The organism is Citrobacter sp. On2M (assembly GCF_018035235.1).
Lineage (GTDB): Bacteria > Pseudomonadota > Gammaproteobacteria > Enterobacterales > Enterobacteriaceae > Citrobacter > Citrobacter meridianamericanus.
The window spans coordinates 80894-102741 of sequence record NZ_WPCV01000005.1; the positions used below are offsets into that span (position 1 = coordinate 80894).

Genomic DNA, 21848 nt, shown 5'->3' on the forward strand with positions numbered 1-21848 from the left:
CCTGTCAGCCCAGCGTCGGCATGGAGAACGCGGCCCCCGTGTCCTGCAGCATTTCTGGCCAGCGTGCGGTAACGGTTTTCATCCGCGTATAGAAACGTACGCCATCGTTGCCGTGAACGTTGAGCGCACCAAAAATGGAACGCTTCCAGCCGCCAAAACTGTGGAACGCCATCGGCACCGGAATAGGCACATTAACGCCCACCATGCCCGCCTGAACCTCTTCGCAGAAGCGACGCGCACAGCCGCCATCACGTGTGAAAATCGCCGTGCCATTACCATATTCGTGGCGATTAATCAGTTCCAACGCGCTGCTGTAATCTGCTACGCGCACCACAGAAAGTACCGGCCCGAAAATCTCTTCTTTGTAGATCGTCATTTCCGGGGTGACGTTATCAAACAGGGTCGGCCCGACAAAATAGCCCTGCTCATGACCTTTGACGCTAAAACGTCGACCATCCACACGCAGGCTGGCCCCTTGAGATTCCCCACTGTCGATATACCCGAGCACTTTATTCCTATGTGCCGAGGAAATAAGCGGCCCCATTTCGTTTTCCGGCGTCTGATCAAGTCCCGGCCCGACACGCAGTGCAGCAATCTGTTTTTCCAGTCGTGAGCACAGCTCATCTGCCGTTTTATCGCCCACCGCCAACACGACAGAAAGCGCCATGCAGCGTTCTCCCGCTGCGCCGAAAGCTGCGCCCATAATGGCGTTAGTCGCCATATCCATGTCGGCATCCGGCATTAAAATGCAATGGTTTTTAGCACCGCCCAACGCCTGGCAACGCTTACCGTGGGCCGAAGCCGTCTGATAAATATATTCCGCAATCGGCGTTGAGCCGACGAAGCTCACGGCCTGTACGCGCGGGTCGGTCAGCAGCACATCAACGGACTCTTTATCGCCCTGGACGACGTTGAACACACCGTCCGGCAGACCTGCTTCTTGCAGTAATTTCGCCAGCGCCAATGCAAGAGAAGGATCTTTTTCCGAGGGCTTCAGTACGAAGGTATTCCCGGTCGCTAATGCGATGGGGAACATCCACATCGGCACCATTGCCGGAAAGTTAAACGGTGTGATCCCCACGCAAACCCCGAGCGGTTGCATCAGCGAATGACTATCGACTCCGGTCCCTACATTGGCTGAGTGTTCACCCTTTTGCAGATGTGGGATGCCACAGGCAAACTCCACCACCTCCAGGCCGCGCGTCAATTCACCGACCGCGTCAGAGAACACCTTGCCATGTTCTTCACTGATGATGCGCGCCAACTGATCCATGTTCTCTTCCAGCAGCGCCTTGAAGCGGAACATCACTCGCGCACGTTTTAGTGGAGAGTGTCGCGCCCAGGCAGGGAACGCATCATACGCTGCCGCGATGGCCTGTTCGGTTTCCTTTGTTGTACTCATCACCACCTGGCGGATCTGTTCGCCGGTGGCCGGGTTGAAGATCGCCTGAACGCGCTGGCCTGAACCGGTGACACATTCGCCATGAATAAAATTCGCTACCGTTTCCATCCTTAACCTCTCGCTGTTGATACGTGACTGTTACCTGAACGCTGCTATCTGTGTACTATATATGAAACAAACATTCCATTTTAAGTTGAAATAAAATAAATAATGATTAATGTGATCAAGGATGGGTTTTTATGTTAACAAGTGAAATTGCATGATTCACCTGCACTGGCAGAACGTTTCAGCAGGAGATAAGTCTGAAGCTTTTGTTTCGTTTTTTCGGTCGGATGAATGAGTGACATTTCAAAGACGCGGTTTTGCGTTTAGAATCATAAAACTATGCAACAGGAGGTAAAATGACGACAGCAACCAGCCTGAACGAACTGCAGCAGCAAATCCGCGATCGCTACGATGGACTGAGCAAGAGGCTGCAGCAGGTGTCCCGCTATGTGCTGGATAATACAAATAGCGTGGCTTTTGATACGGTTGCCGTCATTGCCGAGCGGGCCGGAGTGCCTCCCTCAACGCTTATCCGCTTCGCCAACGCCTTTGACTTCACCGGCTTCAACGAAATGAAACAGCTGTTTCGTATGAACCTGGTGGAGGAAACTGCCAGCTACAGCGATCGCGCGCGCCTGTTCCGGGAGATGGAAAGCGAAGCCGTGCCAGAAACGCCACTTGATATCCTGCAGGAGTTCGCCCGTTCGAATACTCAGGCCCTACAGCAGCTGGCGGCCCGTGCCGAACCTGAAATGTTAGAACGCGCCGTACAATTACTGGCAGAAGCCGAGACCATCTACATCGCTGGTCTGCGTCGTTCGTTTAGCGTAGCCGCCTATCTCACCTACGCACTGAGCCATCTTGAATGTCGCCCTATTTTGCTCGACGGTATGGGTGGGATGTTGCGCGAGCAAATTAACCGCATCAAAGCGCGCGATATTGTTGTGTCGATAAGCTTCTCGCCGTATGCGGAAGAAACGGTGATGGTCAGCGAAACTGCGGCCAATGCAGGCGCGCGCCAGATAGTCATAACCGACAGCCAGATAAGCCCGCTGGCAACGTTCAGCGATCTCTGCTTTGTGGTAAAAGAGGCGCAGGTTGACGCGTTTCGCTCTCAGTCAGCGACGCTGTGTCTGGTACAGTCGCTAGTGGTTGCGCTGGCTTACCGCCTCGGTGACGGGAGCAATGAACGCGGTCATTCTGTCGGGTAACCGGGCAGCCCACAAATTGATGGCCCGTCTTTTTATATTCCCGTCACGTGACGGGAATATGTCCCAAAATACTCTCTATTATTACCATAAGCTACAATTATACGACTATTAGCCAATCAACAATGTGCGTGCTGACAATAATGGGCAAAGGTTTACTATAGGCCTGTCTTTTTTAGCAGGAAAGTAAAAATGAATAAAGTAAAAGGGTTGCTGGTTATTGCCCTTACATTCGCCCTGGCAGCATGTGCTTCAATTCCTGAGAATATCAAAGGTAATAATCAATCCGATATTCAAAAAAACTTTATCTCAGTGCACAACCAACCCGGGTTATATACCGGTCAGCAGGCTCGCTTTGGGGGTAAAGTCATCAATGTGATTAACACCAAAACAGATACGCTACTGGAAATCGCCGTATTACCACTGAACAGCTACGCCAAACCACAAATAGACGCGAACTATCAGGGACGTATACTTGCCCAGCAGAAAGGGTTTCTCGACCCGGTAAACTACAGAAACCATTTCGTGACTATTTTAGGGACAATTCAAGGGGAAGAACCTGGATTCATCAATAAGGTCCCGTACAACTTTGTGAAAGTTGATTTACAGGGCATTCAGATTTGGCATTTAACAGATACTGTCAACACCACCTATAACCTGTGGGATTACGGATACGGCGCGTTCTGGCCTGAACCGATGTGGGGAGGCCCCTACTACACAAATACCGTAACCGAGGTTACACCGGAGCTCGTAAAATAACCCCGTAGTTAGATGGCGCTAATCTATCGCGGAATTTGATACAGGCGAAACATCCTTATCATCTTCCGTGTTTATCTTATTGCGCCATGCCACTGAATGCGATCCTTCGGCTAACATGAATTCTTCCTGTTACCTATAATTTACCCGCTAGCACTTTAGCGAAAAATGGGCTTTAGTCGTCTCATGCCTGAGCATCTTTTGTTATTTATCGATCACTCTCCCATCCTGCATGCAATACAAGAACATTTGTGTTTACACATTATTCAGGGATAACTATGAACAGAAAATGCTTACTCTTGATACCATTATTTTTTAGTAGCGTCATTATCACCGCCTGCGATAATAAACCAGCAGTAAAAAACACCGCCATAGAGCCCGAAGTCGGCGTTATTACCTTAGCGCCCTCTTCAGTAAATATTAAAAGTGAACTTCCGGGCCGCGCGGTTTCATTCGAGATCGCCGAAATCCGGCCTCAGGTTGGCGGGATAATCATAAAACGCAATTTTATTGAGGGTGATAAAGTCAGTAAAGGAGCATCACTGTATCAAATTGATCCTGCTCCGCTGCAGGCGCAACTGGATTCAGCCAAAGGCGCACTGGCAAAGGCATTAGCGACGGCCAATAATGTGCGTCTCACATTAAATCGGCAGTCAGCGTTACTTAAATCTAATTACGTCAGCCGTCAGGACTACGACACAACACGCTCCCAGCTGAATGAAGCGCAAGCCAATGTCGCTGTCGCCAAAGCGGATCTTGAGCAGGCCACCATCAACCTTCGTTACGCCAATGTCACCTCGCCGATTGATGGCATCAGCGGTAAATCATCCGTGACCGTGGGTGCCCTGGTCACTGCTAACCAGCAAAACGCACTGGTCACCGTTCAGCGTTTGGATCCTATTTATGTTGATTTAACGCAGTCAGTACAAGACTTCTTACGCCTGAAAGAAGAGAAAGCCAACGGCAAAATCGCCCAGCAACAGGGCAAAATTCCTGTTGAGCTGATGCTGGAAAACGGCAAACCCTATCGTCATACCGGTACGCTTGAGTTTGCCGATCCCGCCGTCGATGAGACCACTGGTTCGGTAACCCTGCGCGCGGTGTTCCCGAATCCTGAAGGTGAAATTTTACCCGGGATGTATGTCACGGCGTTGCTGGACGAAGGCAGTCAGCAGAACGTTTTGATGGTCCCCCAACAAGGGGTTACGCATAACGCGCAAGGAAAAGCCACCGTGCTTCTCCTTGACCAGGAAAACGTGGTGCAACTGCGCGAAATAAACGCCGTGAAGGCCGTTGGCAATCAATGGCTGGTGACCGCAGGTCTACGTCCCGGCGATCGGGTCATTGTGTCCGGACTACAACGAATTCGTCCGGGAGTCAAAGCCCGGGCCCTCCCTTCAAAACTGCCCCCCCCTGATGCGGTAACAAAACAGTAATATTTCAGGTATTAAGGACACTCTCTTCATGGCCAACTTTTTTATTGAGCGCCCGGTTTTCGCATGGGTGCTTGCCATTATCATGATGTTTACCGGCGGTATCGCAATAATGAATCTGCCGATCGCCCAATATCCACAAATTGCTCCCCCGACCATTACCATCAGCGCCGCCTACCCAGGGGCTGACGCCAAGACCGTTGAAGACTCCGTGACTCAGGTGATTGAACAGAATATGAATGGTCTTGATGGCCTGATGTATATGTCATCCACCAGCGATGCGGCAGGTAATGCGTCAATCATCCTGACCTTCAAAACGGGCACATCGCCCGATATTGCGCAGGTTCAGGTACAGAATAAGCTGCAACTGGCAATGCCATCCTTGCCGCAGGAGGTACAGCAGCAAGGGATCAGCGTTGATAAATCGAGCAGCAATATTTTAATGGTCGCCGGCTTTATCTCTGATAATAACAGTCTGAGCCAATATGATATTGCCGACTATGTGGCCTCGAACATTAAAGACCCGCTAAGCCGTACTGCTGGGGTGGGGAGCGTGCAGCTATTCGGTTCACAATACGCTATGCGCATATGGCTTGATCCGCAAAAACTCGACAAGTATAACCTCACCCCGCAGGACGTCATTACCCAGCTCAAAGTTCAGAACAATCAGATCTCAGGCGGACAATTGGGGGGCATGCCACAGGCTGCCGATCAGCAGCTAAATGCGTCGATCATCGTCCAGACGCGCCTGCAAACTACCGATGAGTTTGGCAAGATCTTCCTCAAAGTTCAGCAAGATGGCTCCCAGGTTTTGCTGCGTGATGTCGCCCGCATTGAACTGGGCGCGGAAAATTATGCTACGGTTGCTCGTTACAACGGCAAACCCGCAGCCGGGATTGCGATTAAACTTGCCGCTGGCGCCAATGCCCTGGAAACATCTCAGGCGGTCAAACACGAACTGAACCGATTATCGGCCTGGTTTCCGGCCAGCATGAAAACCGTTTATCCTTATGACACCACGCCGTTTATCGAGATTTCAATTCAGGGTGTTTTTCATACATTGATCGAGGCAATCATTCTGGTCTTCCTCGTCATGTATCTGTTTTTACAAAGCTTCCGGGCAACGCTTATCCCCACAATCGCCGTTCCGGTGGTTATCCTCGGCACCTTTGCCATTCTCGACGTCGCCGGTTTCTCGATTAATACGCTCACGATGTTTGGCATGGTGCTGGCGATAGGGTTGTTAGTCGATGATGCTATCGTGGTGGTTGAGAACGTAGAACGCATTATTGCCGAAGAACACTTGTCACCCAAAGCGGCAACGCATAAAGCAATGGGCCAGCTCCAGAGGGCGCTGGTTGGTATTGCCGTCGTGTTATCCGCCGTATTTATGCCGATGGCATTTATGAGCGGCGCGACAGGAGAAATTTTCCGTCAGTTTTCCATCACCTTGATCTCCTCCATGCTGCTGTCGGTGTTTGTGGCGATGAGCCTGACGCCAGCACTCTGTGCCATGCTGTTAAAAGCACACGATGACGAGCAGGCAAATACGCATTTTCTGTTTGCCCGATTCAATCATTTCATGGAGAAATGCACTCAGCACTACACGGACAGCACCCGAAAACTGTTACGTTGCACTGGCCGTTACATGGTCGTTTACTTAGTCATTGGCGCGGGCATGATGGTGCTGTTTTTACGTACGCCGACCTCCTTTTTGCCTGAAGAAGACCAGGGGGTGTTCATGACCACGGCGCAATTGCCCTCAGGTTCAACGATGGTAAACACCAGCAAAGTGCTTGGAGAAATAACGGATTACTACCTGACGAAAGAACAGAAAAACGTCGCGTCTGTTTTTACCGTAGGCGGATTTGGTTTTAGCGGTCAGGGACAAAACAATGGCCTGGCGTTTATCAGCCTGAAGCCGTGGTCAGAACGCATTGGCGAAGAAAACTCGGTTACCGCCATTATTAGACGGGCAATGATGGCCTTAAGTACCATCAATAATGCCGTCGTGTATCCGTTTAATTTACCCGCAGTGGCAGAATTGGGTACGGCTTCAGGTTTTGATATGGAGCTGCTGGATAACGGTAACCTTGGGCATGAAAAAATGATGCAGGCTCGAAACGAGCTTTTGGCTCTGGCCAGTCAGTCGTCCGGTGAGGTCGACGGGGTGCGTCCGAATGGTCTTGAAGACACGCCGATGTTCCGCATTCACGTCGACGCAAGGAAAGCGGAAGCCATGGGCGTCGCATTAGCGGATATCAATCAGACTCTCTCCACGGCCTTCGGTAGTCGCTATGTCAATGATTTCCTGAACCAGGGACGCGTTAAAAAAGTGTATGTCCAGGCTGATACGCCATTCCGTATGTTGCCGGACAATATCAATCGCTGGTACGTACGTAATGCCTCTGGCGCGATGACGCCGCTTTCCGCGTACTCATCAACCGAGTGGACCTACGGCTCTCCCCGCCTTGAACGCTACAATGGTCAGCCAGCAATGGAAATTCTGGGCCAACCGGTTGAAGGGAAAAGCAGCGGTGATGCGATGAAATTTATGGCCTCGCTGATTAATAAACTGCCCGCGGGCGTCGGCTATGCCTGGACTGGCCTGTCTTACCAGGAAGCGCTGTCCACAAACCAGGCACCAATGCTGTACGGCATTTCGCTGATCGTCGTATTTCTGGCGCTGGCGGCGCTGTATGAAAGCTGGTCGATCCCATTTTCCGTGATGCTGGTTGTGCCAATCGGGGTGGTCGGCGCGTTGCTGGCAACCGATCTGCGCGGCCTGAGCAATGATGTTTACTTCCAGGTCGGCCTGCTCACCACCATGGGGTTGTCGGCTAAAAACGCCATTCTGATCGTCGAGTTCGCCGTCGAGATTATGCAAAAAGAAGGGAAAACGCCGCTTGAAGCCGCGGTGGAAGCGGCCAAAATGCGCTTACGCCCTATTTTGATGACGTCACTGGCTTTCATTCTTGGAGTTATTCCACTGGCTATAAACAACGGTGCGGGTTCTGGCGCGCAAAATGCTGTCGGTACAGGTGTTATCGGTGGGATGCTGGCCGCAACGGTGCTGGCAATCTATTTTGTTCCGCTCTTCTTTGTGCTTGTTGAAAACATGCTGGCGCGATTTAAAGCACGGCGCTGATACCCTGCCCTATCCCTGGGATAAAGATATAAGATCCCAGGGATAGCGCTTCACTTGTGAGATCTACGAGTATTAGCGGACCCGGCTATCCAGCGAATTTCTCGCGGATAGCTGGTTTTCTTGTAGGGGAACGACCGGGGTAGGTACAGAGGTTGTCAATTCTAACTAATGCCAGGCTATCAAAACGGTTAATCAATAGTGCAGGCCGGTATCCTGCAGATTTACAGCCAGTTCACCCAATTTAGCATCAGGATGTTGATGACACATTTTAACACTCAAAATGCACTCCAGGGGCGCATTAATTTTTATCAGCGAGTTTATCAGTTTGTGCCAAGGTCGTATTTCTGCGCAGACTGATAAAAGCCAAAGAACTAAAGATCATCTCCACACCAATAAAGATGGAGGTAAACACATAAGATCTGTCAGGATCCATATTCAGCCACGCGCCAGCAATAAGCAGGTCAAAAATACCAATAAAGATATTCCATCCATAGCCCGGACTGCGGAACATTTTGACACCGGAAGCAACACGGAATATACCGCCGAGAATAAACAGGCAGCAAAAAACCATTGCCAGCGAATTCATGCCAATCACCGGATTAACAAGGAAACAGTATCCCAACAGTAACCACGCCATAGCAAAAAAGGCGTAAGTGAATCTGGCTTTCAACTGTTTTTTACCCGCGCTGAACAGGCTATAAATAGAATAGAAGCCACATACCAGGAACATAAAACCTGTGGCATAGCTTAAGTAAACGCCTGCGGCGATTGGATAGATTAAGCAGCAGATGCCGCAAATCAATAACAGCACTGCCATGATCGTGGCGTGTCTTTTATAGTGAAATAGTGTTTTTTCATTGAACGCTTTCAGGCTGCGCTGGTTAAAAACAAACATACATCCTCCGTCACATAGCAATGCAATGTAACCTGCAAATAAAAGAATAATACTCAGTTGATACATATCAATTACCATGGAATGATAAGACTTCCACTCAGGATTCGTATATAAGAATAAAGGAAATCCGTTATCCGTAAAATCCTACACACGTCAGACGTCTGACATCTGTAAGATTAAACGCTCATTATTCCTTCCTGGCTCTGATTCCTCTCATTTAATTTATTTAATATGCTTATTTCGTTTGGTGACATATACCAACTTTATTCAGGAGAAAGTAATGAAAAAGATTATTCTTGCGGGTCTGCTAGCAACCATGATGGGTTCAGCACCGGTAATGGCAGCGACCACTACCACTCCGGCACAAACTGCTACAGCAAATGTACAAAAAGAAGCTGCCGATATTATGCAGGTCGCGGTACAAGGTGCAAATGCGATGCGTGATATTCAGCTTGCCCGTCTGGCTCTGTTTCATGGACAGCCTGACAGTGCTAAAAAATTAACAGATGACGCCGCTTCCCTGTTGGCAGGTGACAGCCACGACTGGGCGAAATTTGTAAAGGCTGCGCCTAAAGCCAAGATGATTGACGATCAGTACGTGGTCATCAATGCGACGGTTGCGCTGTCAGAAGATTATATTGCTACTCCGGCCAAAGAATCTGCAATCAAAACAGCGAATGGCAAAATGGCCAAAGGCGACTGGAAAGGTGCAGTAGATACTTTGCAACTGGCTGGTATCAGCGTACTTCAGACTCAATATCTGATGCCCCTGAATCAGACGCGTAAAGCCGTTACCAGCGCGCAGAAACTGCTGTCTTCAGGTAAATACTATGAAGCAAACCTTGTGTTAAAGGGTGCTGAAGAAGGCATTGTGATCGATAGCGAGATGCTGGGCGCAGGCCAGTAATACTCAGCACTACGGCGTGTTGAACCAGGACTTTCTCTCCTGCCCGGGCAGCTACGGCTACCCGAGCGGGAGGGTTAATGGCTAATCAGACTGTCGATCTCAATCTCAATTTCCCGCATCACAGCAACAATCTTTTGTAATGCTTCCTGACATACCGCCAGAGGAATATCCTCATGTCGCATAGATTCAAAAGGTTTGCATAGCGTCTGAAGCGCGGTAATCCCCAGAATTTGCGCTGAACCATGCAGCCGGTGCAGGGCGCGCAAAAACAGCTGAGGTTCATCTTCCCTAACGGCTTTCTCTGCCGCCTGTAGATCGCTGAGCGTGGCCTCACGAAATGTTTCGAGTATCTCGTTCATTAACGTGCGATCGCCGCCGGTATTTTCCGTCAAGACATTGAATTTCAGATGTCGGATTGCACCAGGAGACGAATAACCGGTTTCGATTTTACTCAATTCATGCGTCAGGGTCTGAATAGACACGGGCTTAAACAGACATAAATTCATTCCGTTTTGCAGACATCGATCGCGAGACTGCGGAAGTGCACTTGCCGTCAGCCCCCAGATTTGTAAATGGGGCTGCTGCTGACGTAGCGAAGCCGCGAGATCAAACCCGTCCTTCTTCGGCATATTCACATCAGTTATCAACAGATCGTATGATTTTTTAGCCAGTTTGGCTTCAGCTTCCTCACCATCACAGGCTTCATCCACACTGTAACCAATGGTGTTCAGCTGTCGCTTAAGCAGCAGGCGATTAGTTGGGTTGTCATCGGCTATCAAAATAGACAGACACGGCAGCGGCAACAGAGTACCTGGCGTGTCGCCATCCGGTACAACCGACTGGCGGGCAGTCTCGACCGGCAGCGTTATGGTAAACGTGGTTCCTTGCGACGGGATACTCATCAGCTCCAGCGTGCCGCCCATCAGCGTCACCAGCTCTTTGCAGATAAATAATCCCAGACCAGACCCCGTTTGCTGACGTCCGCAACACCCTTGAGCGTAACGATGAAACAGCCCAGCCTGCTCCTCTTCGCTAATCCCGCAACCTGTGTCGCTAATGGTGATGATCAGGGTACCGTGATTCTCCTCGTCAGGCGTCAAACGGGCCGTCACATGAATACTCCCCTGTTCGGTAAACTTCAGCGCATTGCCCACGAGGTTGGTAATAATTTGCCGCAAAGCCTGTTGGTCGACAAATACCCGCTCGTTTGCCGGCAATTGGCTCGTGCAAGCAAGCGTTATGCCTTTCTGTCTGGCTAAAGCATCAAAAGAGTGGCACTGCAATGCAAGGAGCTGTGAGAGATCCGTCCATTGAGGAACAACCTGGTATTTACCAGACTCAATCTTATCCACGTCCAGAATCTTACCGATCAGCCCAAGCAAGGACTGAGCCGTCGCCCCGGTAAGGGCAATCGCCTCTTTTCGCTGCGCCGGACTGAGTTCTGAACTCGACAGTAATTCCAGAAAGCCAACAATAGAGCTTACTGGGGTACGCAATTCATGGCTCATGCTCGCAAGAAAACGGCTTTTGGCCTTGGTCGCTTCAATCGCTTTGTTCTTTTCGATCTCCAGCTCTTGAGATAAAGCCTCTTTGAGATGAAGTTGTTCTTCCAATAGCCGCTGAGATTGTTTTCTTTTATTTACCTCACGAGAGAGTGAAATCCCCCAGATCAGGCTAACCGCTATCAGCAAAAGCGCAAACACCACCAGTTGATAGAACTGTTTGCTATATCGACTCCAGATATCGACCTGCGTATTAGAAATTTTCGACCACTTCTCCGTCATCTGCAAAATCTCACGCGGCGGAATGGCCTGGAGCGCTTTATCCATAACAGACTTCAACATGGGCTCGCGGGGAGAAACTGCAAAGCTCACGGAGGCGCCAGGCATATCCGGAAGCCTAAAAAAGTGCATATTTTTCTGGTAGTAATGATCGACCATGTACCTTGCCGACAATTCGGTAGCGATCGCCGCGTCAACCTTACCCTCCCTGAGCATAGACATCGCGACGCTGCCTGTATCAGCATCCACCCAGGCGGCCTGGGGATAGCGTTGTCTCAAATCACTTTCCAATGCATGTCCGGCGGGCAACGCAATACGGATCGGTTTATTCAGTAGCGAGTCGGCTGCTTCCTCGCGGGAAGTGATCATCACAAATGCAACATTCATCAGCGGATCGCTAAAGGTAGAATTTCGCTGATTTTGCGTAGTCAGCGTAATGGTGGGATACATATCCCAGTCTTCACCGCTGATTATTTTCATCTGTTCGCTTTTGGAATCAGCTAAAATAGGTTCAAAATCGAGACCCGTTTGCAGATGAACAATATTCAGCAAATCACCAAGAATACCGCGAAGCTCCCCGCTGCGATCGACCAGAGTATACGGTGGGTAGTCTGGGTTGATCAAAATACGAATAGTGTGTTTTTTCTCCAGCCACGCTTTTTCCTGATGAGTGAAAGGAATAGGCGCATTCAGATAAGCAAGGTTACCGCGGTTCAGCCAGTTCTGCATGACCTGCATATGGATTTCATTACTGATTGACGTAATGAAACTATCAAGAATAGTTCTTAATACCGGCTGGTCTTCCTTTACTACAAAATAATTATATTGTTCTTGCTGATCAAAGTAGTGCGTAATAACCAGTGATTGCGAAAAATATCGTGAGATACAATGACTGCTGGTGATATTGTTACCAATATAATATTGGTTCTCATCATTTACTACCGACGCCATAGCCTGATATTCGTCGTCGTAGAATGAAACTTTAGCCTCAGGAAAAGCATCCTGGATAACATCAAGAAAAGGACTATCTCGCACACACGCGACGCTAACCTGATGCCCGGAGGTCAGCGGCAGCATGGTGTTTTTTAGCGAAGTCACCAACGTCGGCCACGTCGTCAGCAAGGCAGAAGTACGCAATAAATGCCCGCCGATCTCCTGGCGCCTTGAAAGCTGGGTTATCAACGTATCAACGTCGTTACTGGCAAGTGCGGCCAACGCTTCTTTCTCATTATCATACTGCTTTATAACAATTTTTAGATTGAGAATCTTTTGCATCAGCGCCAGATAGTCTGCGTTGACTCCCCGATAATATTCACCGCTATTTTGATAAACAATGGGGGAAACTTCCGGTAACCAGGTGCCAACAACCAAGGTTTTCTTATGCGCTAACCAGTTTGTTTCTTCCTTGTTCAAGCTGATATTCTGTACTGAGGTATTATAGTTACTTTTTAGCTCAACTTGCCGAGCCGAGCTTACACCCGTAGACAACCCGATGGTAAATATGACCATCAAAAAAATAAACAAGCGTGCCAGCATTACTCTATCCTATTTTATTTCTCTGCGCATAATCATAAATTTCCATTAATGATGAGCAATCTAATTTTTCCATTAAACGACTTTTATAGGTGCTTACTGTTTTATTACTGATGTTCATTTTGCTGGCAATAGTGCTGTAATCCATACCGTTAAGAATATAGCGCAACACTCTCATTTCCTGGGTTGACAACGTATCAAGCTTATCCTGCTCGCTAACAGATGAACCAGTGAAATGCTCAAGGGAAAAGGGGAAATAGCTATAGCCATTTTTTGCTGCTTCGATTGCGGCGAGAATATTATTCATACCTTCTTTTTTACTCACAAATCCGTTAGCGCCATATTCGGCGCTACGTTTGCCGTAAAAAAATTCATTTTTGGCTGAAATGATAATGATTACACCAGCATAGTGTCGCTTTCGCAGTTGCTCCAGTACTTCGATGCCGCTGATCCCCGGAATATCCACATCAATAATCAGCAGTTCAGGTTTCATTTTTTCAACGGTTTGAACCACTTGCTCCCCGCTGTCAAGCTCGGTGGTTACGGTAATACCATTAGTGTCGAGCAAATTGCGGATGGCTATGCGAGCTAATGGGTGATCGTCAACGATTATCGCGTTCATTGCGTGTAAGAATCCCGATAAATAAAGAGAGGCGATGGCTATAGAGCAGATGTGCCTTCAACGTTATGATTTATGAAAATAAGGCTTTTTCAGGTAAATCCTAACATAATTACTCGTCTGTTTTATTCATTTTTTTATAAAAACGAAGATCAAGGCATAAACGCAACACTGTAATTTACAAATTTTAAACCTTGAACCTATCTAAATATCAAACTATTAACACAATATAAAGGAATATTCTTACACGTGTAGGACAAATCGCTCATTTATTATAATTTATTCTTAATAACCAGGAACATATAGTCGGAATATTGTTCATCAGAACTGCGGGGGCGTATATGAAAAATAGCTATCTAAAAATCAATTTTATACCCGACCAAATATAGAGAAAACCTGCTGAATTTAGAGAGAAACTCCCTGCGGCTCTGGAACAGCAGTGCCACAGGGAGGCCGCTATTAATCAGGCTTTACTGGGCAATGCCCCTATTGCATGCGAGCTTTTCACGGTCAGCGTAACGACGGCAGAACACAACAGTGCGGCAATCATAAAGATAAAAGCACTGTTATAACTTCCGCCGCTGCTTTGAATCAGCCAGCCGATGATCGGAGCAGAAACAACGCCCGCCATCTGCCCACCAAAGTTAACGATACCGGATGCCCGTCCCATAATGTTGCTGGGAATGGTATCCATCAGAATGCCCCAGAATGTCGCCATGGCGAAGAACATGAACAGGGCTGAAATACACTGATACACCACTGCCATATCTGCACTGCTCACGCTGAAAGTCAGATACAGGAAACCCGCAGCAATAACCGAGGTCACGACATACAACGTTTTACGCTGGGGTTTAAATTTATCTGAGCAATAGCCGCCCAATAATGTTCCACCTGCGCCAAACAGGAAAGGAATAGCCGCCATAACACCGGTTTTTGCCAGAGAAAACTCACGAACGGTGATCAGGTAGCTAGGCAGCCAGGTTGAAAACCCCCAGAAGGTGATATCAAACAAAAACCAAATACTTGCCATTTGCCAGAGCACCGGCATTTTCAACACATCTTTAAACGCGATACCGCTGGTGTTTTGTAGGCTCCCCTGTTCGTCAGCAGCCAGCTCCGCTAGATCCTGCTGCGTAATGGCAGGGTGATCTTTCGGGTTATCACGAGTAAATAAGTAGATGCCCGCCGCAATAAACAGACCCGGAATACCCAGCACGATAAAGACCATGTGCCAGCCAAAAGCCCCGATTATACTTGCCGCTACAACTACTGCCAGCGCTGGGCCTAAGGTGTTTACCGTCGACTGAATCGCTGTGGCGCGGCCACGCTCTTTCGACGGGAAATAGGTCGATATCATCTTCCACGACGCCGATGGGAAGCAACCTTCACCAACACCAAAGAAGAAGCGAACGGCCAGCATCAATGGCAGCGTCAATACGGCGCCGGTCAAGCTGGTGAAAACAGACCACCAGGCAATACCGATGGCCATGATTTTGCGCGAGCCAAACTTATCCGCCAGCAAACCGCCGGGAATTTGAAACGCAGCATAACCAATAAAAAAGGCGCTAATAATTAACCCTTGTTGGGTCGTATCCAGATTTAAATCTTTGCCGATATAAGGGAGCGAGACGCTCATCACCATTCTGTCGAGAAAAGAGAGCAGCCACGCCAGCCAGATCAATGTCAGGACGGTATATCTTGCTTTCCAGGTCTTTGGTTTACCTGAAGGTAAAGATGTTTGTAGGTTCATTGTGATGTCCTTAGGGTGTAGTGATCTACCGCGGCCATAAATGGTCGCGATAAATCAATGCGTGTTTAGCGTTATTTATTAATATTGTTTTCTAATAACCGTACCGCTACAGGCATAACTTTCAGTGCCATTGATTAAGGCTATGCGTCCATTAACCATGACAATTTCAATCCCTTCCGGATATTGATTAGGTTCAACAAAGGTACCCTTATCAGCAATGGTGTTCGGATCGAACATCACAATATCCGCCGCGTACCCCACCTTCAGCAGTCCGCGATCCTGCAGGCCTAATACCTCCGCAGGTTTACCCGTCATCTTACGGATTGCCGCCTCCCAGCTCAGACATCCCTCTTCACGCACATATTTACCGAGCACGCGAGGGAATGCGCCAAAAACGCGCGGGTGCGGTTTGCCAGCACCCATTAAACCGTCGGTACAAACGTTTTGCTCCGGGCGGCAAAGGAACTTAATCACATGTTCTTCAGTACCGTAAAAGTCGACCATCCCCACGGCGTTTTCTTCTTCAAACAGCAGATCGAAGGTGGCGTTGTAGGGATCTTTTCCGCGTAGCTCCCCCAGTTGCACAAGGTTCAGACCGACGGCATCCTGGTTTTTTGCCGTTTTCACGCTGGTGACAAAAATCTGATCCAACCCGGCAAAATCGATAAAGTTATCCCAGCCGGGAATGCCTTGCTGAATATCGTCAATCATTTTGGCGCGCAGTTCAGGCGAGGCCAGGCGCTCAAGCAATTTGTCCGTTCCACCCGAATGGACCCACGGCGGTAGGATCACGCCGAGCATCGTGCTGCCCGCCACGTAGGGATACTGGTCGAAAGAGATACGAATCCCGGCTTCCTGCGCCTGTTCCAGCATGCCCAGCATCTGGTCAATCAGCCCCCAGTTTTTCTTACCGCAAACCTTCATATGCGAAATATGCAGCCAGACGCCAGTAGCTGTGGCGATATCAATCAGCTCCTGTGTGGAGTTGATAATATCGTCCGCTTCACTGCGCTGATGCACCACAAAGATCCCGTCATATTTCGCCGTCACTTTGCATAGTTCAATCATTTCGGCGGTATCACCAAAGGCGCAAGGCATATAGATAAGCCCAGTTGAAAGACCAAATGCTCCGGCTTTTAATTCCCGTTCCAGGACTTCGCACATCTTCGCCACATCTTCACGGGTGGAAGGACGACCATCCAGACCCATGGCTTCCATACGCACGTTGCCATGTGGCACTAAATACGCAAGGTTTGTCGCCGGATGACGCGATGCCAGCAGATTGAGGTAACCGTCAGTATTTTTATATTTCCAGTCTATTTTGTCAGTATCGCCATCCAGGCCAGCGATATTTTTACGCCAGGCCGGAATGTATTCTTCAGGCAACGGTGCCAAAGCAACACCATCCTGCCCTAATAACTCGGTGGTAATACCCTGGCGAATTTTTGCCGACAGTGCGGGGTTAATAATGGCCGAAAGGTCAGAGTGCGTATGAGTATCAATAAAACCGGGACAAATAATTTTACCTGTTGCATCAATAACCTGATCATTAACGCCAACATCAATTTTGCCGATTGCGACAATACGTCCTTCATCAACCATCACATCGGCAATTCTGCCGTCGCAGCCCGTCCCATCGATTACATTTCCGTTTTTGAAAATGGTTTTCATCGTTATTCTCCATAGCGATGTCGATTTACGACACCGCTTGTAAGGTAAGAGGTGGTTTCTTTATTGTTATTGGCGATAGAGTGTCTGGATGATGCTGTAATAGCCGCTGGCCGAGCCGGTTAACTGCTCGATCTCAATATACTCATCAATGGTGTGGGCCAGATTTTCCCGCGAAGGACCAAAACCGATGGTTCTGATTCCCGCTTCTCCCGCATAGTGGCTGCCGTTGGTACAAAATGAATACTGCGTGATAGTTGGATTAAACCCGGCCTCGCGAATGCCAGCCAGAGCGGCCTGCACGAATTCGTCGGATTCGTCATACACCCAACCCGGGAAAAAGCGCTCGCCCTCAATCGTGGCACCGGTATAGCAAGACTCCTGACCCACCGCGTAGGAAACACAGGCTTTAAACTGTGGATCCTGTGCGGTAAGTTCCGCGAGCGCATTTTCCAGTGGGGCAATAACGCTTTCTTTGGTTTCACCCACCAGCAAACGACGATCGTAGGTTGCGCGACAGTAATCTGGCACGACCGAAGCTCCTGGGTACGGCGAAGATTTAATGTCGGTAAGTTCAAGGATGCCTGGCCCCAGAATTGGGTGCGTTGGCGGTGTAATTGTGCGAATTTTGTCGATCAATTGCGCCATTTTGTACACCGCGTTAATTCCTGCCTGCGGGTTGGCGGAGTGCGCAGGTTTACCGAACGTTTCGACCACAATTTCTGCGCGGCCACGCTGACCAATTTTCAGGTTTAACTCGGAAGCTTCACCGATAATCACGTAATCCGGCTTATAGCGCTCGCTGACCAGCCGAGCGGCAATGCCTTCAAAGCACTCTTCATGCACAATACAGGCAACGTAGATTTTGCCGGCGAAATTACGTTGATTGTCCTGACCAAAAAAACCCACGGCGGAGATCATCGCCGCCACGGCACCTTTCATGTCAGTTGTGCCGCGACCATAAATTTTGCCATCTTCGATATCGCCGCCGTACGGATTGCGGCTCCACTTCTCTTCGTTGACCGGTACGGTATCAATATGTCCATCGAGAACCAGCGTTTTCCCCGGCTGATTACCGACAATACCACCAACTATGTTGCCGTACTTATCAACATGGATGTCATCAAACTGGTAATGCTGCATCATTATTTTTATGGCATTAACCACATCCCCTTCCTGACCCGAATAACTTTTTTGTTGGATTAGCGCCTGACAGTTTCTAATGACTTCATCAATACGGTTTGCAGATAACATGGGTTTCTCCGTTATTTCTCACAATCAGGAAACGAGTTGTTGATGCCCGGGTACTGACCGCCCCAGACAATATTCAGGTATTGTTGCGGGTCGGTATCTCCCTCTGTGCTGATCAGCAACACCCGGGAATGCACATCCAGCCCCAATTGTTCACGCGTATGCGCCAGTTCAGGCGATGTCATCAGCAGCGCCAGCAGGCCGGTAGTGACCGCACCTGACTCGCCAGATACGATCTGCGGATCGCCCGCCAGCGGATTACCCAGCATGCGCATACCCAGCGCCGCAACTTCATCAGGGCAGGAGGCAAATGCGTTGGCATAATCACGCAGCAGTTTCCAGCCGATACTATTTGCCTCACCGCAAGCGAGACCAGCCATCACGGTGAGTAAATCACCGCCCACCGCGATCGCATCCCCCTCTTTAGAACGTGCGGAGCGGTAAAGACAATCGGCAATCAATGCCTCGGCGACAATCACTTTTGGACGATTTTCCCCCCAGGCTGCCGTCACCATTCCCTGAACCATTCCAGCAAACGAACCAACGCCTGCCTGAACAAAAATATGCGTCGGTGCAACCTGATGCAGTTGATCTATCGCTTCCAGCATTAGCGTGCCGTAACCCTGCATAATCCACTGCGGGATTTTTTCATATCCTTCCCAGGCAGTATCCTGCACCACAATCCAGCCATGTTTTTGTGCCTGTTCCGCGGTCATACGCACCGCATCGTCATAGTTCATATCGACGATTTCAGCGGTAGCGCCTTCATTACGGATGGACGTCAGACGCTGCTGCGAAGAGCCTTTAGGCATGTAAACCACCGCTTTTTGCTTCAGTTGACGCGCCATCCATGCCACGCCGCGACCGTGATTACCATCAGTGGTGGTGGCAAACGTAACGGTTTGTAGATCGCGGCGCACCTCTTCGCTGGTCATCACGTCAAACGGCAGGTCACTGATATCCTTGCCGACTAATTCAGCGATATGGCAAGCCATCGCATAGGACCCGCCCAACGCTTTGAAGGCTTTCAGGCCAAAACGTTGAGACTCATCCTTGAGATAGATATTTTTAACACCCAGCCTTTGTGCAAGAGCCGGCAGCGCATATAACGGCGTCGGCGCATAGCCCGGAATAGACCGGTGAAAATTCAACGCTTTTACCAGTTCCTGGCGACTAAACGGTGCCAGCGGCGCGCTCGGATGTTCGGTAAACGGTGTCTGGTTGATAAAAAATGATAAGTTTTCCTGCATCATAAAACCTCATTGTCCTGGTATTTCATTCCCTGTAGTTAAGGTAATACAGAGATATTTACGCTATCGGTATTCCCAATAGAGCAAAATGCTTACCAGTTTTTTATGTCTTGAGTAAAATCTTAGAAATATTTTAATAAAGACTTTATTTTCAAGTGATTAAAGCAACACCATGATTGATACTAAAAATACTACAGCGTCAGTTTATCGCCTGAATTTGAGAAATTCTCACTGTTGATAAATAGTGTGATCGAGGAAGATAAAACAGAAAAAACATAATAAAACAAAGCAGTAGATTGATTTTTCGCAAATCATTTCCGTAGTGGTTCGCCTATTTATCATTTTCTTTGAGAAATACGACACACTGCCGGAGAAGTACCATGATTTCAGTACTCAGCAATATTCAGGATGATATATGCAATTATGCCGACGCGATTTCTGGCATAACCGGTACGGACGTTGAAATCATCGATGAATCTTTAATGCGCATCGCTGGTACCGGTAAATACCGGCATATGCTCAATGAGAACGTGGCAAAAAATGGCTACATCTACCGCCACGTTTTGCAGGTCAGAGAAACGGTTCTTATCAAAAACCCCGGCGAACATCCGCTTTGTCAGTTATGTGAAAAACACCGCTACTGTTCTGAAATGCTCGATTTGAACGCACCTATTTTTCTCAACAACCGCGTGATTGGAGTAATCGGCATTATTTGCTCAACCCAGACGCAGCGTGACACGTTACTGAGCCAGATTGATAAATTTGTCACTTTTATTGAGCAAATCGCGGTGATGATCTCCAGTAAGGTATTTGAATGTCTGGAGCGTTTACGTGCGCAGGAAACGCTCGGCGCATTTCGACGTCTGATAGATGCCATGGACCGCGGCGTTGTGGCAATTGATGGCAATGGTCTTATCTGGCATGCCAATCACTCAGCCGATCGTATTCTTAACCGCGAGGTTCAGGGATTACCGCTTACTATTGAAATAACCGGGGACAGCTTGTATGGCGATGAAGAAGCGTGGCTGACGCTTGAAGGCCAGAAACACCATGTACTGTGCAAACAAATTTCGCTCTCCTCGCTGGATAACGATCGCTTAACTATGGTCATCTTTCGTGATGCATACGACTACCTGAGTACCCTTACCCCATCCCCTTATGAATCAGACGCGCAGGTGCGGCTGATTGGTCACTCTTCTTCAATGGAACAGCTCAGAAGCACCATTGGCAAAATTGCCAAAAGCTATGCCAGCGTGCTCATCACCGGGGAAAGCGGCTCGGGTAAAGAGGTCGTGGCATTTGCCATTCACCAAAACAGCCCACGCAAAGCCGCCCCTTTCGTGACAATTAACTGCGCGGCAATCCCCGAGCAACTCCTGGAAAGCGAACTGTTTGGCTACGTGCGTGGTGCATTTAGCGGTGCAGACCCCAAAGGACGAATGGGGAAATTTGAACTGGCCAACGGCGGCAGTCTGTTTCTGGATGAGATCGGTGATATGCCATTGCACCTGCAGGCCAAGCTGCTCAGGGTTTTGCAGGAAAAGGCAATTACCCGCGTTGGTTCTAATAACACCATCAATATTGATGTGCGCATTATTGCCGCGACTAACAAAAATATTAGTGCGATGGTGGAGAATAATCAGTTTCGCGAAGACTTATTCTATCGTCTGAATGTTGTCCCTCTGGTACTTCCTTCCCTGCGCGAACGTCGGGCTGATATCGCTGTTCTCGCACAATATTTTGCCGATGAATTTTCGGTCAGTTACCAGCGTTCACCGCAGAAGCTGCCCGACGACGTTATTAACCGCCTTTATGCCTGGCACTGGCCGGGTAACATTCGTGAATTACGCAATGTCATCGAATACATTTTTGTGATGCGCGGAGAAGCTGCCGGTATCAATGCCAGCCATCTGCCCCCTTATTTACTCACCTCGGCTGACGGCAGAAAAACAACGATGACCGAGCCCCCCCGACTTTTGGCGAACCAAGGGAAACAAGCGAAAAGGGACGCCATCGAAAATGCCATCCAGCGATTTGGATCAAGTGTGGAGGGCAAAAAACAGGCCGCGTCAGAACTGGGGATCAGTATTGCCACACTCTATCGAAAAATAAAACTGTACGGACTGTAAGCTTTCCTTATTAACTGAGAAGCCCGCACAACGCGGGCTTCTCATCGGTATAACAGAGCAAATTAAGCCCGAA

Annotated in this window: 14 protein-coding genes; 6 read left to right on the forward strand and 8 right to left on the reverse strand. The window is 48.9% G+C overall.

Annotation, left to right across the window (positions count from 1 at the left end):
* Positions 1–4: 4 nt before the first annotated feature.
* Positions 5–1510: a CoA-acylating methylmalonate-semialdehyde dehydrogenase gene (locus tag On2M_RS18370; protein WP_210905287.1), complete on the reverse strand. Its 1506-nt coding sequence runs from the start codon at positions 1508–1510 to the stop codon at positions 5–7.
* A 293-nt stretch (positions 1511–1803) separates the two neighbouring features.
* Here On2M_RS18370 and On2M_RS18375 point away from each other — a divergent pair, with 293 nt between their 5' ends.
* The 4 genes from On2M_RS18375 (at position 1804) to On2M_RS18390 (ending at position 7992) form a co-directional block, all read left to right on the forward strand.
* Positions 1804–2658 carry a MurR/RpiR family transcriptional regulator gene (locus tag On2M_RS18375; protein ID WP_151218140.1) on the forward strand — a complete coding sequence of 285 codons (855 nt, stop codon included), beginning with the start codon at positions 1804–1806 and terminating at the stop codon, positions 2656–2658.
* A 189-nt stretch (positions 2659–2847) separates the two neighbouring features.
* Positions 2848–3414: a Slp family lipoprotein gene (locus On2M_RS18380; RefSeq protein ID WP_151224217.1), complete on the forward strand. Its 567-nt coding sequence runs from the start codon at positions 2848–2850 to the stop codon at positions 3412–3414.
* A gap of 275 nt (positions 3415–3689) precedes the next feature.
* A complete protein-coding gene (locus tag On2M_RS18385; protein WP_210905288.1) occupies positions 3690–4847 on the forward strand; it encodes an efflux RND transporter periplasmic adaptor subunit in 1158 nt (385 codons plus the stop codon).
* A 28-nt stretch (positions 4848–4875) separates the two neighbouring features.
* Entirely contained in the window at positions 4876–7992 is a 3117-nt protein-coding gene (locus On2M_RS18390; protein WP_187253071.1) for an efflux RND transporter permease subunit, read from the forward strand.
* A 298-nt stretch (positions 7993–8290) separates the two neighbouring features.
* On the opposite strand, the gene On2M_RS18395 is transcribed toward On2M_RS18390, so the two are convergent.
* The gene (locus On2M_RS18395) at positions 8291–8887 is read right to left on the reverse strand and encodes a DUF308 domain-containing protein (protein WP_151218393.1); all 597 of its coding nucleotides are present in this window, start codon (positions 8885–8887) and stop codon (positions 8291–8293) included.
* Positions 8888–9167: 280 nt separating this feature from the next.
* Here On2M_RS18395 and On2M_RS18400 point away from each other — a divergent pair, with 280 nt between their 5' ends.
* Entirely contained in the window at positions 9168–9794 is a 627-nt protein-coding gene (locus tag On2M_RS18400) for a YfdX family protein (RefSeq protein WP_151218142.1), read from the forward strand.
* Between the two features lie 74 nt (positions 9795–9868).
* On the opposite strand, the gene On2M_RS18405 is transcribed toward On2M_RS18400, so the two are convergent.
* The 6 genes from On2M_RS18405 to dpaL all read right to left on the reverse strand — a co-directional run bounded on the left by On2M_RS18405 (position 9869) and on the right by dpaL (position 19646).
* Positions 9869–13111 carry a transporter substrate-binding domain-containing protein gene (locus On2M_RS18405; RefSeq protein WP_210905289.1) on the reverse strand — a complete coding sequence of 1081 codons (3243 nt, stop codon included), beginning with the start codon at positions 13109–13111 and terminating at the stop codon, positions 9869–9871.
* A 4-nt stretch (positions 13112–13115) separates the two neighbouring features.
* Positions 13116–13730, reverse strand: a complete 615-nt coding sequence (evgA, locus tag On2M_RS18410; RefSeq protein ID WP_151218143.1) for an acid-sensing system DNA-binding response regulator EvgA — start codon at positions 13728–13730, stop codon at positions 13116–13118.
* 460 nt (positions 13731–14190) lie between these two features.
* Positions 14191–15477: an MFS transporter gene (locus On2M_RS18415; protein ID WP_047358943.1), complete on the reverse strand. Its 1287-nt coding sequence runs from the start codon at positions 15475–15477 to the stop codon at positions 14191–14193.
* A 78-nt stretch (positions 15478–15555) separates the two neighbouring features.
* On the reverse strand, positions 15556–17148 hold the full coding sequence (locus On2M_RS18420; protein WP_151218144.1) for a D-aminoacylase: 1593 nt from the start codon (positions 17146–17148) through the stop codon (positions 15556–15558).
* A 66-nt stretch (positions 17149–17214) separates the two neighbouring features.
* The gene (locus On2M_RS18425; protein WP_187253074.1) at positions 17215–18399 is read right to left on the reverse strand and encodes a YgeY family selenium metabolism-linked hydrolase; all 1185 of its coding nucleotides are present in this window, start codon (positions 18397–18399) and stop codon (positions 17215–17217) included.
* Between the two features lie 11 nt (positions 18400–18410).
* A complete protein-coding gene (gene dpaL / locus On2M_RS18430) occupies positions 18411–19646 on the reverse strand; it encodes a diaminopropionate ammonia-lyase (RefSeq protein ID WP_151218395.1) in 1236 nt (411 codons plus the stop codon).
* 380 nt (positions 19647–20026) lie between these two features.
* On the opposite strand from dpaL, the gene On2M_RS18435 reads away from it, so the two are divergent.
* Positions 20027–21775 (forward strand): sigma 54-interacting transcriptional regulator, encoded by a 1749-nt coding sequence (locus tag On2M_RS18435; protein WP_151218146.1) that lies wholly within the window; start codon positions 20027–20029, stop codon positions 21773–21775.
* Positions 21776–21848: the final 73 nt, after the last annotated feature.

What these genes read in the sequence shown, in the direction of transcription:
- On2M_RS18435 (WP_151218146.1), top strand. Translation starts at nt 20,027, where the DNA reads ATGATTTCAGTACTCAGCAATATTCAGGATGATATATGCAATTATGCC.
- On2M_RS18370 (WP_210905287.1), bottom strand. Translation starts at nt 1,510, where the DNA reads ATGGAAACGGTAGCGAATTTTATTCATGGCGAATGTGTCACCGGTTCA.
- On2M_RS18415 (WP_047358943.1), bottom strand. Translation starts at nt 15,477, where the DNA reads ATGAACCTACAAACATCTTTACCTTCAGGTAAACCAAAGACCTGGAAA.
- On2M_RS18395 (WP_151218393.1), bottom strand. Translation starts at nt 8,887, where the DNA reads ATGTTTGTTTTTAACCAGCGCAGCCTGAAAGCGTTCAATGAAAAAACA.
- On2M_RS18390 (WP_187253071.1), top strand. Translation starts at nt 4,876, where the DNA reads ATGGCCAACTTTTTTATTGAGCGCCCGGTTTTCGCATGGGTGCTTGCC.
- On2M_RS18420 (WP_151218144.1), bottom strand. Translation starts at nt 17,148, where the DNA reads ATGAAAACCATTTTCAAAAACGGAAATGTAATCGATGGGACGGGCTGC.
- On2M_RS18375 (WP_151218140.1), top strand. Translation starts at nt 1,804, where the DNA reads ATGACGACAGCAACCAGCCTGAACGAACTGCAGCAGCAAATCCGCGAT.
- On2M_RS18385 (WP_210905288.1), top strand. Translation starts at nt 3,690, where the DNA reads ATGAACAGAAAATGCTTACTCTTGATACCATTATTTTTTAGTAGCGTC.
- On2M_RS18405 (WP_210905289.1), bottom strand. Translation starts at nt 13,111, where the DNA reads ATGCTGGCACGCTTGTTTATTTTTTTGATGGTCATATTTACCATCGGG.
- On2M_RS18400 (WP_151218142.1), top strand. Translation starts at nt 9,168, where the DNA reads ATGAAAAAGATTATTCTTGCGGGTCTGCTAGCAACCATGATGGGTTCA.
- On2M_RS18425 (WP_187253074.1), bottom strand. Translation starts at nt 18,399, where the DNA reads ATGTTATCTGCAAACCGTATTGATGAAGTCATTAGAAACTGTCAGGCG.
- evgA (WP_151218143.1), bottom strand. Translation starts at nt 13,730, where the DNA reads ATGAACGCGATAATCGTTGACGATCACCCATTAGCTCGCATAGCCATC.
- dpaL (WP_151218395.1), bottom strand. Translation starts at nt 19,646, where the DNA reads ATGCAGGAAAACTTATCATTTTTTATCAACCAGACACCGTTTACCGAA.
- On2M_RS18380 (WP_151224217.1), top strand. Translation starts at nt 2,848, where the DNA reads ATGAATAAAGTAAAAGGGTTGCTGGTTATTGCCCTTACATTCGCCCTG.